Source organism: Paenibacillus sp. E194 (assembly GCF_000935845.1).
GTDB classification, from domain to species: Bacteria; Bacillota; Bacilli; order Paenibacillales; family Paenibacillaceae; genus Paenibacillus_B; species Paenibacillus_B alvei_B.
The window spans coordinates 1-15207 of the sequence record NZ_JMDX01000150.1 but is presented as its reverse complement, the minus strand read 5'-3'; the positions used below and the strand labels follow the sequence as shown (position 1 = coordinate 15207).

The following is a 15207-nucleotide window of genomic DNA, read 5'->3' as shown; positions in this document are numbered from 1 at the left end:
AGTCTGCTCCGAGCAATTATTGCGTTTGTAATATGGTTCGGACTCGCATATGGGGTCAGATTTGCCTTGGGCGTGCTGCTTTCAGACCATGAAGGCAAACAGCCTGAAGTCGGCGCATCTAAGAATCCAAACGCAGGGACGATGTTGGACATGACAACTCCGGATGAAGAGGATGTTCTTCGAGATTTACTACGGCCGAACGGTGCAGATTCGAAGTCAAATCCGGTAGAAGATGAAGGCGGCTCGTTCCAACCGCTGCAACCACCCAAGCTCGTGACCAAAGCGCAACCAGATGCGGAGGAATTGGCACAGGCTGTTCGTCACTTCGTACAAAAGTAAGGAGGTTGACTGTCGGTGAGCGTACAGAAATTACAACCTGGCTCGCAAGAGGGATTGTGGGAACGCTGGAAGGATCATGGTGATCAGGATGCGAAGCGGCAATTGATAGAAAATCATCTATCGATCGTCGACTTCGTATCGAATCGACTTGCTGCAGGTCTGCCTCGTAATGTAAGTAAGGACGATCTGGCAAGCCATGGTGTGATTGGCCTGATAGATGCTGTTGAGAAATTCGATTACCACAGAGGGCTGCAATTTGAAACCTATGCCTCATGGCGGGTACGTGGAGCCATCCTAGACGGATTGCGTTCTGGAGATTGGGTACCTCGGTCGGTGAGAGAGAAGGCAAAGAAAATTGAAGAGGCTTATCAGCAATTGGAGCAGCAATACTTGCGTACAGTCACGGATGAAGAGATGAGCTCCTATTTACAAGTCAGTGAGAAGGATTTCCAAGGGATGCTTCAAGACGTATCGATCATGTCGATTTGTTCATTGGAAGATCCGATTCGTGAGGACGACTCTGAGACGCGAATATCGCTTCTTATCGATGAGACGGCGAAGAATCCGGAGTATAAGGTAAATGAGTACTATTTAAAGGAAGCACTTGTTCAAGGAATTGATAAATTAACCGATAAAGAGAGAACAGTGATCTCCTTGTTCTATTATGAGGATTTGTCACTAAGTGAGATAGCGGAAGTGATGTCACTATCACCATCTCGAATTTCGCAGCTGCACTCTAAGGCGATACTGAGACTTCGAACCGTATTGGAGAAGCAGAAGCCAATGCTGATGGAAAATTGATGGGATACGGAATAGTTGAGAAGAAACTACGCTGAATAAAGAGAAAAAGAAAGGGGGGTTTTTCGTGAGTATGACATTGGCATTGGAAGAGTATTTGGAAGTAACCATATCTGAAGATAAGATGCAGGCGCATCTCCATTTTAAGAAGGCTGTTGAAGGGCTCACATGTACGATTGAAGAGCTGGACGTATTGTTGCGCTCCTACGGCATTCGATATGGAGTACAGTCTCAGGTATTGAAGGATATCGCTGCGAATCCGAACAATTTTGCTCGAGGTGCAACGATGGTCGCTCATGGAAAAGCACCCGTACACGGTGTAGATGGTCGAATAGAACTTCTGCTTCCGCAGAACGGGAAGGAGTCCAAGCCAGCTGAACGGGAAGACGGAACGGTTAATTTCCGTGAAGTGAAGCAGTTGGACAATGTGAAGAAGGGTCAAATGATAGCCAAGCGAATTCCGAGCCAAGAAGGGATATCCGGTATGTCCGTTCTTGGTGAGGAGATGAAGGCCATCACTGGGCGTGAAGCACGATTCAAGCAAGGGAAGAATGTCGTTCTAGATGAGGCAGAAAATGCGCTTTATTCGGCGATCGACGGCCTCATATCCCGAATTGAGCCGGAACGAATCAGTGTGTTCCCTGTATATGAAGTAAACGGAGATGTGGACTACCGCACTGGTAATATTGATTTTGTTGGTACGATTGTCATTCGCGGCAATGTGCTGACAGGCTTTACTGTGAAAGCTTCAGGAGATATTCGCGTTTATGGCGGCGTGGAAGGTGCAACGCTTACTGCAGAAGGCTGCATTGAGGTAAGCGGAGGCATTATTGCCGGCAATAAAGGGATGGTCAAGGCCGGAACCCATGTGAAATGTTCGTTCATTCAGGAGGCCACCGTCGTTGCGGGCACTGAAGTCAATGTATCGCAGAGTATTATGCACTCCAATATTCGAGCAGGCAAGCGGGTTGTATGCCAAGGAACCAAGGGACTTATTGTGGGCGGGATTGTGCAAGCAGGTGAACGAGTGATTGCACGTACAATTGGCAATACGATGTCCACGGCTACCGTAATTGAAGTAGGGGTGCTGCCGGATTTGCGCAATGAATTGACGGATTTACGGACAAAGCTTAAATATAATATTGAGAACGTAGAAAAACCGAAAAGGCACTTCGCATACTCGATCAGCTTGCCGCTACTGGACAGTTGACAGGGGAGAAGCTTGGCATGCGCATTAAGCTGAATTCTACGAAAAAGAAACTTGTTGGAGAGCAGACTGAAATGCGAGAGCGTATGCTGGAGATTGAGAAGTTGCTTGAGGAAACAGCTGTGTCTTCCATAGATGTGTCTCATACGATATACGGTGGAGCTAAGCTGGTTATTGGCCGCAGTGTTCGTTTCATCAAAGACATGGCACAGCGTATTTCCTTCCGGATCGTTGACGGCGATATCATGATGACAACTTACCGTTAAGTTAAGGTGAAGGACATTAGCCTAACCGGGGTGATTCGATGAATTGGAAGCCTGTAGAAATGCAAATCGCGATACCACGAACGCAAGAGTCATCGACATTGCAGCATCAACAGCAACAGCGTCCTGTAACAGAACAAGCGATACTGAACGACCAAGCCCAAAGGTTGATGGAAAAGTCGCGGGAACGAAATGCACAGGTGGAGTCATCACAGGATGCTCGAATTCGCAATCAACATCATGAAGGTGGGAACCATGCGGAACGGGATGGAAGCGATAACAACCATTCGGAGCAAAAACAAGATGAAACTGAGCAAGTCATGGTTCCGGCTCAACATCCATTCAAAGGAAAGCATATCGATTTCATGTGTTAAATGGTGGCGCCGGGTTCCCGCATAACGTGAGGATCGCGGCGCTTGCATTTAGGAAGCGTGACAACATAAGGAGGTGCATACATGGAACCTTGGATCTACATTGTGCTGTTAGGTGGTGTCATCGCTGTCATTGGAATGCTTCGTCCACGCACTCAAGCGACAATGGACACCACAGAAATACGACGTAATATGGAAGAAACACTTGAGCATTATATGGCAGAACTTGAAGAAGAAAATGAGAAGCTCTTAAAAGTCATTGAGCGGATGAAGCAAGAGGGAGAGTACCGTGATGAGGCGCTGCGCAAGCGAATGGACAAGCTTGAACAAGCGTGGGAGAGCAAATGGAGCAGCTTAGAGCAGGCAGCTGCACAACCTGTACATACAGAATTAGAAGCAGGTCATCCCTCCGCACTGTCTGAACGCGAGCAGGAGCTTCTGCAGCGCGCAGCCAATACGCAAGACTCAGAATTACAAGAGACGGCTCCCTCGCAGATGGCATCGTTACCAGTTCCGAGCGGACATAGATCTGCCTCGACTCGTAAGGAAGAACTTCATGCTGCAGATGAAGCTGATGATCATGTAGAACTTCATGAAGAACAGTCTAGCGCTCCCATTCAAACACGATACGCAGAGATCTTCAGACTCTTCCAGAATGGATGGACAGAGCAGGCTATTGCAGACCATCTGGGAATGCCAATTGGTGAGCTCCAGTTAATTATCCGATTGGGGCAGCAGGAGGGATCACATGATTAAGGATCGCCGCTTTCTTATCGGACTAGGCGCCGGAATTGTGCTAGGGGGTCTCCTTCTTCAGCTATGTCTTATCGGTCAGCGTTCGATAGAACCGATGTCGGATACGGAGCTTCGTCGAGCTGCCGAGCAGGCTGGATATAAGCTTGTATCGCAGCAGCCTGCGAGTTCGAATAACAAGTAGAATAGCTTGGCCTGAAGAGTGGATAAAGTGGTTGCAACTGGGTAGGCGTTATGGTATATTAAATGACGGTGTTAAGAACACACGTCAGTGTATTTCAGTGAGGGTGCTTTCTGTCGGGTTGACTGCGGGAAGTCTCAATGAAAGAGGATACTGGCGGAGGATAAATAACCATATTAGGAGGTGTAGTGAAGATGGCAGTTATCTCCATGAAACAGCTTTTGGAAGCTGGGGTACACTTCGGTCACCAAACACGTCGTTGGAATCCGAAGATGGACAGATATATCTTCACAGAACGTAACGGTATTTACATCATTGACTTGCAAAAGACAGTGAAAAAGGTCGAGGAAGCTTACAATTTTGTAAAATCCGTCGGCGAAGAAAATGGAACAATCTTGTTCGTAGGTACGAAAAAGCAAGCTCAAGATTCCGTTAAGGAAGAAGCTGAGCGTTGCGGTATGTACTTTATCAACCAACGTTGGTTGGGTGGTACATTGACTAACTTCGAAACAATCCAAAAACGTATCGATCGCTTGAAGCTACTCGAATCGATGGAAGAAGATGGAACATTCGAAGTTCTTCCTAAGAAAGAAGTTATCATTCTTCGCAAAGAAAAAGATCGTCTCGAGAAGTTCTTGGGCGGTATCAAAAATATGAAAGGTTTGCCTAGCGCGTTGTTCGTAATCGATCCACGCAAAGAGCGTATCGCAGTTGCGGAAGCTCGTAAACTGGGTATCCCAATCGTAGGTATCGTTGATACAAACTGTGATCCGGACGAAATCGACTACGTTATCCCTGGTAACGACGATGCAATCCGTGCAGTTAAATTGTTGACTGCTAAGATGGCTGACGCAATTGTTGAAGCTCATCAAGGCGAAGAAACAACAGCGTAATTTTGGAATACTAATTAGATGAACAAAAGGGTGGTTGGCAGGTGGTTCACCTCTCGCCGCCCTTTTTTTAAGCTGTATAACGTTCGGTGCCGTTAATCGTACATATACGTGGGTGCCAATTTATTGATGGAGGGAAATACGACATGGCAGTAAATGCGAGTGCAGTAAAAGAATTGCGCGAAAAAACAGGCGCAGGTATGCTGGATTGCAAAAAAGCATTGGAAGAGGCTAACGGCGATTTGACGAAAGCAGCTGAATTGCTTCGTGAGAAAGGCCTTGCAGCAGCAGCGAAAAAATCCGACCGTATCGCAACGGAAGGTGTGGTTGAGTCTTACATCCACGCTGGCGGACGTATCGGCGTATTGGTTGAAATCAACTGCGAAACAGACTTCGTAGCAAAAACGGACAACTTCAAAGATTTCGCTCGTGATGTAGCTATGCAAATCGCAGCGACTGCTCCAAAATATGTTCGTCGCGAAGAAGTTTCTCAAGAGGAAATCGAGAAAGAAAAAGAAATCTTGAAAGCACAAGCGTTGAACGAAGGCAAGCCTGAAAAAATCGTTGAAAAAATGGTTGAAGGCCGCATCGGTAAATACTATGAAGAGTATTGCTTGATGGAGCAATCCTTCATTAAAGACCCAGACAAAACAATCGAAACGTTGTTGAAAGAAAAAATCGCAACAATCGGTGAAAACATTTCTATCCGCCGCTTCGCTCGCTTCGAGCTTGGTGAAGGCTTGGAGAAAAAAGAAGATAATTTTGTTGAAGAAGTTATGGCTCAAGCGAACCTGAAGTAATCTTTTCTTCTTGAAAAGAGAGCATTCGAACGCGGCTACTACGTAATCAACAGACGCGCTTAAAAGTTGGAACACATCGTGTTCCTTCTTTTTTAGCGGCCGTTATGGAAAAGTGGAGGGTATACATTGAAACAACCGGTTTATAAACGTATCGTACTTAAAGTAAGCGGAGAGTCGTTGTCCGGGCAAGCTGGATACGGCATCGAATCCGAAATGATCAACTCCATTGCCGAGCAAGTGAAAGAAGTTGTAGAGCTTGGCGTAGAGGTCGCAATCGTCTGCGGCGGCGGCAACATTTGGCGCGGTATTGCGGGAAGTGAAAAAGGAATCGACCGCGGAACAGCAGACTACATGGGGATGCTTGCAACGGTTATGAACTCGCTTGCCTTACAGGATGCCCTCGAACAAATTGGCGTGCCGACTCGTGTACAAACTTCGATTGCGATGCAACAAATCGCAGAACCATATATTCGCCGTCGTGCAATACGTCATTTGGAAAAGGGACGTGTTGTTATTTTTGCAGCAGGAACCGGGAATCCATTCTTCTCGACGGATACGACAGCTGCGCTTCGTGCTGCTGAAATCGAAGCCGATGTGATCTTGATGGCGAAGAACAAAGTCGATGGTGTATACTCAGCTGACCCATTCAAGGATGAGACAGCTGAGAAGTTTGAGCAATTGACATATATGGAAGTATTGAACCGCAACTTGGGTGTAATGGATTCAACGGCATCCTCGCTGTGCATGGACAATAACATTCCGCTTATTGTATTTGCAATTACGGAGTCTGGCAATATCAAGCGCGTCGTGCTCGGCGAGAAGATTGGAACGATTGTAAAAGGGAGTGTAGACTAGTGCCACAAGCAGTGAAGAAAAACGCAGAAGAACGCATGGAAAAGGCGATTGCCGCTCTGAAACGGGAACTGGCAACATTGCGCGCTGGACGCGCAACACCTGCATTGCTTGATCGTGTTCAAGTAGAATACTATGGCGCGATGACGCCGGTTAACCAATTGGCGAACATCAGCACGCCAGATCCGCGCACGCTTATGATCCAGCCTTGGGACAAATCCTCATTGTCTGATATTGAGCGCGCAATTTTGAAGTCAGATCTTGGACTGACTCCAGCTAACGATGGATCAATGATTCGTCTTGCGATTCCACCGTTGACAGAAGAACGTCGTGCAGAGCTCGTGAAGCACACGAAGAAGTTTGGTGAAGAAGCGAAGGTTGCTGTCCGCAACATTCGTCGTGATGCGAATGATGACATCAAGAAGCTTGAGAAAACGGACATTTCAGAAGATGAGTCCCGTCGTCATCAAGAAGATATCCAGAAGACGACTGACAAATACATCGCTGAAGTTGATAAAGTATTAGTTGCTAAAGAAAAAGAAATTATGGAAGTATAAAAGTTAGACACGATAGAACCTATTCTTTTTGTTCTTCATGCCCCTCCGAACGGTGGGGTTTATTGTCTTTTTTTCATCACCGGGTTGGAGGAGACCGAATGATTAAGCGATTCCAAACATGGTTACAGCAGCGTGGAGGCCACAAGCAGCTGGAACTGATGCCGGATAATATCCCACAGCATGTGGCGATCATTATGGACGGCAACGGTCGCTGGGCTAAAAAAAGGGGCTTGCCGCGCGTTGCCGGCCACCATTCAGGAATGAAAGCCGTTAAGCGCGTAACCATCGCAGCGAATGATATGGGCGTAAAAGTGCTTACGATGTACGCTTTTTCGACCGAAAACTGGAAACGCCCAAAGGACGAAGTCGATTTTCTCATGAAATTGCCACAGGAATTTTTGGCGATCGAACTCGAAGAATTGATTGAGAAAAATGTCCAAGTGCGTATGATGGGCTATCGTGACCGATTGCCTAAACATACAATTTTGGCACTTGAGGAAGCCATTGAAAAGACGAAGCACAATACAGGACTTATTTTGAATTTTGCTTTGAATTATGGTAGTCAGCGTGAAATCGTAGAAGGTGTTCGTGATATTGTACGTAAAGTGAAAATAGGTGAGATTGAAGTTGATTCGATTGATGAGAGCATGATCCACGATCATCTCTTATCCAGCAGCTTGCCTGATCCTGATCTGCTCATTCGTACAAGCGGAGAAATGAGATTAAGTAACTTCATGCTCTGGCAAATCGCGTACAGCGAATTGTGGTTCACCAATGATTACTGGCCAGAGTTCACTGAGCGACATCTAATGGAGGCCGTTATGGAGTATCAGCGCAGAACGCGAAGATACGGTGGATTACAATAAGTTGGAGGAACAGTCTATATGAAACAGCGCATCGTTACAGGGCTTATAGCAGGACTATTGTTCGGCGCATTATGCATAATTGGCGGTCTGCCATATGAACTGCTGCTCCTCGCACTTGCCTTTGTAGGCTATTATGAATTTGCTCGAATGCATCATGTATCACCGTTCGATCTGGCATCGTTGATTGGCTACGCAACGATGTCCTTGATTGCAATTCCGTGGACAAGCTTATCAATTGGATGGAATGTGTCATTGGAGGCTATTGTATGGATCAGCCTGCTGCTGATGCTGGGTGTGACCGTATTATCCAAAAACAAAGTGTCCATTGAAGCAGTGTCACAGTTGTGGCTGGGAGCATTCTATATTGGCATTGGCTTCAAATATATGATGCTGACGCGTACTTCAATGGGAGCTGACGGCTTATTCTGGACGCTTATGCTGTTTGCAGCCATTTGGTCATCAGACATTGGTGCTTACTTCATCGGACGTGCGATCGGCAAGCACAAGCTCTGGCCGTCGATTAGTCCTAATAAGACGATTGAAGGAGCAATTGGCGGTGTACTGACATCAATTATTGTGGCTCTATTATTTGCTGTCGGACGACCGGATATTGTTAGCTTACCGCTTGCATTTGGTATTGGGGTATCTGCTGCTGTTGTCGGTCAGTTCGGTGATTTGATTCAATCGGCATATAAGCGAGTTCGTGGTGTGAAGGACTCAGGTACATTGCTGCCTGGGCATGGCGGTGTTCTGGATCGATGCGACAGTTGGCTTGTCGTATTTCCATTTGTGCATTTGATCGGATTATTAACGTTGTAAATTGAACGTCATCGGGAGAACAGCGATGATGTTATCATGTAATAGATATAGCTATGAATAGGATGAAGAGGTGAGGTCATGAAGCGGATATCCATACTTGGATCGACCGGCTCCATCGGGACACAGACACTCGACATCGTCAGACAGCATCCTGAGCAGTTTAAGGTAGAAGCGTTAGCAGCTGGGAACAATACGACTTTGCTGCTTGAGCAGATACGAGAGTTCAAGCCCGGCATTGTATCGGTTCACGATAAGGCTGCAGCAGATCGCCTCCGGGAACAACTGCCCCAGGGTGTTGAACTGTATTATGGAGAAGATGGATTGGTCGAAGTGGCAGCAGGTACTGACGCCGATACTGTCGTTACAGCTGTTGTAGGAAGTGTCGGTCTGAAGTCAACGCTTGCGGCTATCGATGAAGGCAAGACGATCGCCATTGCGAACAAAGAAACGCTGGTAACAGCTGGTCATTTGGTAACTGAACGTGCACAAGCGAAAGGCGTCAAGCTGATGCCAGTTGACAGTGAGCACTCCGCTATCTTCCAATGCTTGAATGGAGAGCCGATGCGCGGAGTTCGTGCCATTACATTGACAGCATCAGGCGGCAGCTTCCGCGATCGTACGAGGGACGAGCTGGCGAATGTTACCGTTGAGGATGCACTTAAGCATCCGAATTGGTCTATGGGCGCGAAGGTGACGATCGATTCGGCAACAATGGCTAATAAAGGGCTTGAAGTGATTGAAGCTCGCTGGCTGTTCGATTTGCCTTATGATCAAATTCATGTACTTATCCATCCTGAAAGTATTATTCATTCTTTTGTCGAATATTTGGATGGAAGCATTATTGCGCAATTGGGGGTTCCTGATATGCGAGTACCTATCCAGTACGCATTGGCGTATCCGGAAAGACTTCCGAATACATCGGCTTCGCTTAATTTAGCTGAGGTGGCGAAGCTTCATTTCCGTGAAATGGATACAGAGAGATTCCCTATGGTTCGTTATGCTTATGAGTGCGGCAGAACAGGAGGTACAGCTACTACCGTGTTTAATGCGGCGAACGAAGTGGCTGTAGCGAGATTCCTGCGCGGTGAAATTTCCTTCTTGGATATTGAACGTATCGTGAGCACGTTAATATCGAAACATACTGCGATTCCGCATCCGTCCTTGGAAGCCATTCAGGAGACAGATATGCGCACGCGTGCAGAGGCTCTGTCCATTTTTTAATCGCCATTCACTAGATATGGATTCTCTTGTGCGGGATTGGAGAATAATGATAATCTATATAGACAAACCGCTGTCCGATTGTTATTGGGCCGTTCTTGAAGCCTAGGGTTGTGCTAGGACGATTGAACACGCACACAAAGGAGGATTCTACGCAGTGCAGATGGTGCAAATCGTATTTTTAACCGTGCTCGTCTTTTTCGTTATCGTAACGATTCATGAATGGGGACATTTTATTTTCGCTAAACGGGCGGGGATTCTCGTAAGAGAGTTCGCTATCGGATTTGGACCGAAAGTATTTTCCTATACTCATGGGGAAACCAAATATACACTCCGGCTATTGCCGGTGGGCGGCTTTGTACGGATGGCAGGCGAAGACCCTGAAATTGTAGAGGTCAGTCCAGGGCAGACGATAGCGATACGTGTGTCCAGTGATAACAAGGTGACGAAGCTGTATCTGGATCAATTAGACATGCGCAAGCAGGTAGTGCGTGGCGAAGTGAAGACAATTGATCTGGAGCATACGTTGAAGCTGACGCTGGATGTTGAGGATGAAGAAGTTACGTACGACATTCACCCGCAAGCCAAAATGATTGTGAAGGGCGACGAAATTCAGATCGCGCCTCATGATCGTCAGTTTGGCAGCAAGACAGTGGGCCAGCGGGCGCTAGCTATTTTTGCAGGTCCTTTTATGAACTTTGTGCTCGCTTTTATTTTGTTCGGCGTATCGGTATCCATTTCCGGTGTTCCGGTCGAGAACCCGACGTCTGTGAAGATTGGAGACGTATCACCAGGACTTCCTGCTGCGCAGGCACAACTGCAAAAAGGAGATATTATCGAGGAAGTGAACGGCAAGCAAATTGGCGGCGACCGTGACATGTTAATTAAGCTGATTGCTGACTCTGAAGGCAAGCCGATGACATTCCTTATTGCGCGTGGTGAAGAACGCTTCACTACGACATTGACTCCGCAGAAGGTGGAAGGTCAAGAAGGCGGCAAGGTTGGTATCGTACCGGTACTGCCAACACGAACGGCTTCATTCGGTGAGACGCTGTCGTTCGCCTCAACATCAATGGTGAATACGACGGAGAAGATTTTTGAAGGATTCCGCATGCTTATCTTTGGTCAATTTAAACTGGACGACTTGGGCGGTCCTGTTCGGACGTTCGAAGTAACAGGACAGATTGCGAAGAAAGGGATCGAACAGCTTACATTATGGACGGCGATTTTGAGCTTGTATTTGGGGATCTTTAATTTGCTTCCAATCCCGGCGTTGGACGGAAGCCGTCTCGTATTCCTTGGGTTGGAAGCTGTCAGAGGTAAGCCTGTTGATCCAAGCAGGGAGAGCATGGTTCATTTTGTAGGTTTTGCAATGCTTATGCTATTGATGCTTGCTGTAACCTACAATGATATATTACGATTGGTTAAAGGTTAACATTTATATCACGGTTCATTTCATTTATACTAGAATACGAATAACCGTGTTTATCGGGAGGAACGTATACCGTTATGTCGAAAGAGAAGCAGTTTGTTACGGAGATTACCCCACAGCAGGAGGACTTCTCCCGTTGGTATATTGATGTGATTAAGAAGGCGGATTTGATGGATTATTCTCCAGTCCGGGGATGTATCGTGTTCCGCCCAGATGGCTACGAAATTTGGGAACATATTCGTGACGAGCTGGATCGCCGCTTCAAGGCTACTGGCCATCGTAATGCTTACTTCCCAATGTTCATACCAGAGAGCTTTTTCCAGAAGGAAAAAGAACACGTTGAAGGCTTCAATCCTGAGCTGCCTTGGGTAACCGAAGCCGGCGGCGAACAATTAGAGGAGAAGCTGGCGATTCGTCCGACATCCGAGACAATGATTGGCCATATGTACTCCAAATGGATTCAATCGTACCGTGACTTGCCTGTGTTGATTAACCAATGGGCGAACGTTGTTCGTTGGGAGAAGCGCACATTGCCGTTCTTGCGTACAAGTGAGTTCTTGTGGCAGGAAGGCCATACTGCGCACGAGACTGAGCAGGAAGCACGCGAAGAAACGATGCTCATGTTGAAAACATATCGTGAATTTGTGGAAGATTATCTCGCAATTCCGGTCATTGAGGGTCAGAAGACTCCTTCTGAGAAATTTGCCGGCGCAGTAGATACGTTCTCCATTGAAGCGATGATGAAAGACGGCAGAGCCGTTCAAGCCGGAACATCGCATTATTTGGGAACGAATTTTGCGGTTGCTTTTGATATTAAATTCTTGGGGCGTGAGAATGAACAGGAATTTGTTCATACTACTTCATGGGGGGTCAGCACCCGCCTGATCGGTTCCATGATTATGGTGCACGGTGATGACAGAGGTCTTGTATTGCCTCCGAAGGTAGCTCCTACACAGGTTATTATGATTCCAATCGGGCCAGCGAAGATGCGCGAGCAAGTTGTGGGACGAGCTAACGAGTTATTCAGTGAATTGAAGCAAGCAGGCGTACGTGTTCGCATGGATGATCGCTCTGATATTAGTCCAGGTTGGAAATTCAATGAATATGAAATGCGCGGCATTCCTGTTCGTCTCGAAATTGGCCCTCGTGATATGGAGAATGGCGTTTGCGTGTTAGTATCCCGCGTAACAGGCGAGAAGCGCATTGTACAGCAGGCCGATTTGGTTGAAGAAGTGAATCGCATGTTGGCAGACGTCCATCAAGAAATGTTCGAGCGTGCACGTTCCTTCCGTGATGAGCACTTCTACTCGGTAGAGACGATTGACGAGATGAAGGTGCAAATGGAAGAAAAGCGTGGATTTACACTTGCTGGCTGGTGTGGATCGGACGCATGCGAGAAGCATGTTAAGGATGAGACAGGTGCAACAAGCCGCAACATTCCATTCGAACCGCAAACGACGAAGACGAAGTGTCTTGTCTGCGGAGAAGATGCCAAGCATACGGTCGTATTTGCACGAGCGTATTAATTAGATACATGCTCCTCGAAGCAGGGGCGCAATGAAGGGAAGCTTCCATCATTGGAACATCCAACGGAACACCGGACGATGGCTCGATTGAGGGGGGCTTCTCTTTGTTCACACACTGCCACTTTGCCAATAGGTACGGCAGCAGTATGGGGTTGGGAGGTGCTTCAGTCTATATGACAGATAAACGGAAGCGATTTGAAGTTTTGATGAGACAGGCGGAAGTTCCTGTTGAACTGTTAGATAGCTTTTTTCATGATGGATGGATTGATAGGGTGGAGTGCAGCCGCTCCAATAAGGAGTGGACGATTTATATAGGCAAGTCGACTGTCGTTCCGGCAGAAGCTTACCGTACGTTTTGCCTACGTGTGCAGGACAAGCTGTCCCACATTGCCAAGATTAAGATCATATTCCACTATGAAGAGCAGCTCCAAAATAAGGAGATCGTAGATGCCTATTGGAGTTTGTTCTTGGAATGGGTCAAGCGAGAGGTTGCTTCAGTTAACGGTTGGCTGCATAAAGGACAGTACGATGTTGAGAAGGATTTGATCAAGCTTTCATTGCCGGATGCGACATCCTTGGAGTTGGCGAAGAAGAAGCAGATTGATAAATATTGCACGACGTTCTTTGAGACGTATTTTACCCGCACATTTCGTGTAACGATGCAGCAGGGCAGCCATGATACGGAAGCCTATGAAGCATTTCAGCAGAAGCTGATGGAGGAAGAACGCCAAGTTATTCAGCAAATGATGGAAGAATCAGCACGTGAAGTTGAGGAAGAAGAAGGAGAAGCACCAGAGCGTCTGCATGTCGGATACGACATTAAGGATGAGCCGACTCCAATCATGAATGTACAGGATGAAGAGAAGCGTGTCACGATTCAAGGTGCGGTATTTGGCGTTGAGATGAAGGAACTTCGCAATGGCAGTACCTTATTCACATTCAACCTGACTGATTTTTCTGACTCGATGGCGATGAAAATGTTCGCGAAGACGAAGGAAGACGTTAAAATGCTGAGCCTCATCTCGAATGGTCAATGGCTCAAAGCTCGTGGACGTGTTGAGTACGATCGCTTCATGCAGATCCCTGAGCTTGTCATGATGCCAAATGATCTGAATGAAGTGAAGGCACCTGCAGAACGCAAGGATACTGCTGAGGAGAAGCGCGTGGAATTCCATCTTCATTCTACGATGAGTGCAATGGATGCAGTTACGTCCATCAGCGATTACGTGAAGCAGGCGGCGAAGTGGGGACATAAGGCGATCGCGGTAACGGATCACGGCAACGTGCAGTGTTACCCAGAGGCAGCGAAGGCAGCCAAGAAAATGACATTAAAATGCTTTATGGCATAGAAGCGAATGTCGTGAATGACAATATGGAGGTTGTTCTGAATGCGGACAATCGTCCAGTGAAAGATGCCATCTATACTGTATTCGATATTGAGACAACCGGTTTGTCTGTAACCAACAATAAAATCATCGAGATTGCAGCTGTCAAAATGCAAGAAGGCAAAGAAATTGATCGCTACAGCACTTTCGTCAATCCGCATGTGCGTATTCCTTATAACATTCAACAGCTTACTAATATAACGGATGAAATGGTAGCTGATGCACCAGATATCGAAGAAGTGCTTCCGAAGTTCGTGGAATTTGCGCAAGATACCATCCTTGTTGCGCATAACGCGAGATTCGATATTGGCTTTATCCAGCATAACTTGAAGCTAATGAATCTGCCAGATGTGATGAATCCGGTACTCGATACCTTGGAGCTAGCGCGTTTGCTCCATCCGACACTCAAAAATCACCGACTCAATACGTTGGCAGCAAAATATAAAGTATCACTTGAGAACCATCACCGTGCGATTGACGATACGATTGCACTTGGCGGCATTCTTACGGGACTACTTCAGGACGCTCAGCAGCTTATCGGAATCGAGACGCTGGAACGCATGAATGATTATGTAGGTCAGAACCTACAAAATGCTCGTCCATTTCACTGTGGCATTTATGCGCTTAATGCAGTAGGTAAGAAAAATCTGTATAAGCTTGTGTCAATGTCTCATACAGAATATTTCAAGCGGGTAGCCTGCATTCCGAAGAGTAAGCTGGTGGGGATGCGCGAAGGCTTGCTCATTATGTCCGGCTGTGAGAAGGGCGAATTCTTCGAGACCGTACTTAACAAGTCGGTGGAGGAAGCCGAGCAAGTAGCAGAGTTTTATGACGTCCTTGAAATTCAGCCTTTGACAATGTATATGCATTTGGTAGAGAAGGGTTTAGTTGGATCGACGGCCGAGATTGAAGGCGCCATTCGCAAAATCGTTCAGATTGGCGAAAAGCAG

General features: G+C 46.9%; 14 protein-coding genes and 2 pseudogenes. All 16 read left to right on the top strand.

The annotated features are described in order from the left end of the window. Nucleotides 1–339 (top strand): hypothetical protein (locus tag AZ66_RS31975; RefSeq protein ID WP_044356298.1); only part of this gene is annotated, 339 nt, incomplete at its 5' end. 15 nt (nt 340–354) lie between these two features. Beyond that, nucleotides 355–1140, top strand: a complete 786-nt coding sequence (locus tag AZ66_RS19220) for a FliA/WhiG family RNA polymerase sigma factor (protein ID WP_021256530.1) — start codon at nt 355–357, stop codon at nt 1138–1140. Nucleotides 1141–1204: 64 nt separating this feature from the next. Beyond that, nucleotides 1205–2610 (top strand): annotated as a pseudogene (locus AZ66_RS19215) (DUF342 domain-containing protein). Between the two features lie 38 nt (nt 2611–2648). Further along, nucleotides 2649–2981 (top strand): hypothetical protein, encoded by a 333-nt coding sequence (locus AZ66_RS19210; RefSeq protein ID WP_021262444.1) that lies wholly within the window; start codon nt 2649–2651, stop codon nt 2979–2981. Nucleotides 2982–3062: 81 nt separating this feature from the next. Beyond that, entirely contained in the window at nt 3063–3734 is a 672-nt protein-coding gene (locus AZ66_RS19205; protein ID WP_021262443.1) for a DUF6115 domain-containing protein, read from the top strand. After that, entirely contained in the window at nt 3727–3915 is a 189-nt protein-coding gene (locus tag AZ66_RS19200; RefSeq protein ID WP_044356297.1) for a hypothetical protein, read from the top strand. Before AZ66_RS19205 ends, AZ66_RS19200 begins: the two co-directional genes overlap by 8 nt. A gap of 191 nt (nt 3916–4106) precedes the next feature. Next, entirely contained in the window at nt 4107–4805 is a 699-nt protein-coding gene (rpsB, locus tag AZ66_RS19195) for a 30S ribosomal protein S2 (RefSeq protein ID WP_021256525.1), read from the top strand. Nucleotides 4806–4948: 143 nt separating this feature from the next. After that, nucleotides 4949–5602 (top strand): translation elongation factor Ts, encoded by a 654-nt coding sequence (gene tsf / locus AZ66_RS19190; RefSeq protein WP_021256524.1) that lies wholly within the window; start codon nt 4949–4951, stop codon nt 5600–5602. A gap of 126 nt (nt 5603–5728) precedes the next feature. Continuing rightward, nucleotides 5729–6457: a UMP kinase gene (pyrH, locus tag AZ66_RS19185; RefSeq protein ID WP_021262441.1), complete on the top strand. Its 729-nt coding sequence runs from the start codon at nt 5729–5731 to the stop codon at nt 6455–6457. Continuing rightward, a complete protein-coding gene (frr, locus tag AZ66_RS19180) occupies nt 6457–7011 on the top strand; it encodes a ribosome recycling factor (protein WP_021262440.1) in 555 nt (184 codons plus the stop codon). Before pyrH ends, frr begins: the two co-directional genes overlap by 1 nt. Before the next feature lie 98 nt (nt 7012–7109). Continuing rightward, on the top strand, nt 7110–7877 hold the full coding sequence (locus AZ66_RS19175; RefSeq protein ID WP_021262439.1) for an isoprenyl transferase: 768 nt from the start codon (nt 7110–7112) through the stop codon (nt 7875–7877). Between the two features lie 18 nt (nt 7878–7895). Then, the gene (locus AZ66_RS19170; protein ID WP_021262438.1) at nt 7896–8696 is read left to right on the top strand and encodes a phosphatidate cytidylyltransferase; all 801 of its coding nucleotides are present in this window, start codon (nt 7896–7898) and stop codon (nt 8694–8696) included. A gap of 78 nt (nt 8697–8774) precedes the next feature. After that, a complete protein-coding gene (locus tag AZ66_RS19165) occupies nt 8775–9917 on the top strand; it encodes a 1-deoxy-D-xylulose-5-phosphate reductoisomerase (RefSeq protein ID WP_044356296.1) in 1143 nt (380 codons plus the stop codon). A gap of 154 nt (nt 9918–10071) precedes the next feature. Then, nucleotides 10072–11349: an RIP metalloprotease RseP gene (gene rseP, locus AZ66_RS19160; protein WP_044356294.1), complete on the top strand. Its 1278-nt coding sequence runs from the start codon at nt 10072–10074 to the stop codon at nt 11347–11349. A 74-nt stretch (nt 11350–11423) separates the two neighbouring features. Next, on the top strand, nt 11424–12872 hold the full coding sequence (gene proS / locus AZ66_RS19155; RefSeq protein WP_021262435.1) for a proline--tRNA ligase: 1449 nt from the start codon (nt 11424–11426) through the stop codon (nt 12870–12872). 146 nt (nt 12873–13018) lie between these two features. Further along, nucleotides 13019–15207: pseudogene (locus AZ66_RS19150) on the top strand (exonuclease domain-containing protein); the annotation flags it as partial.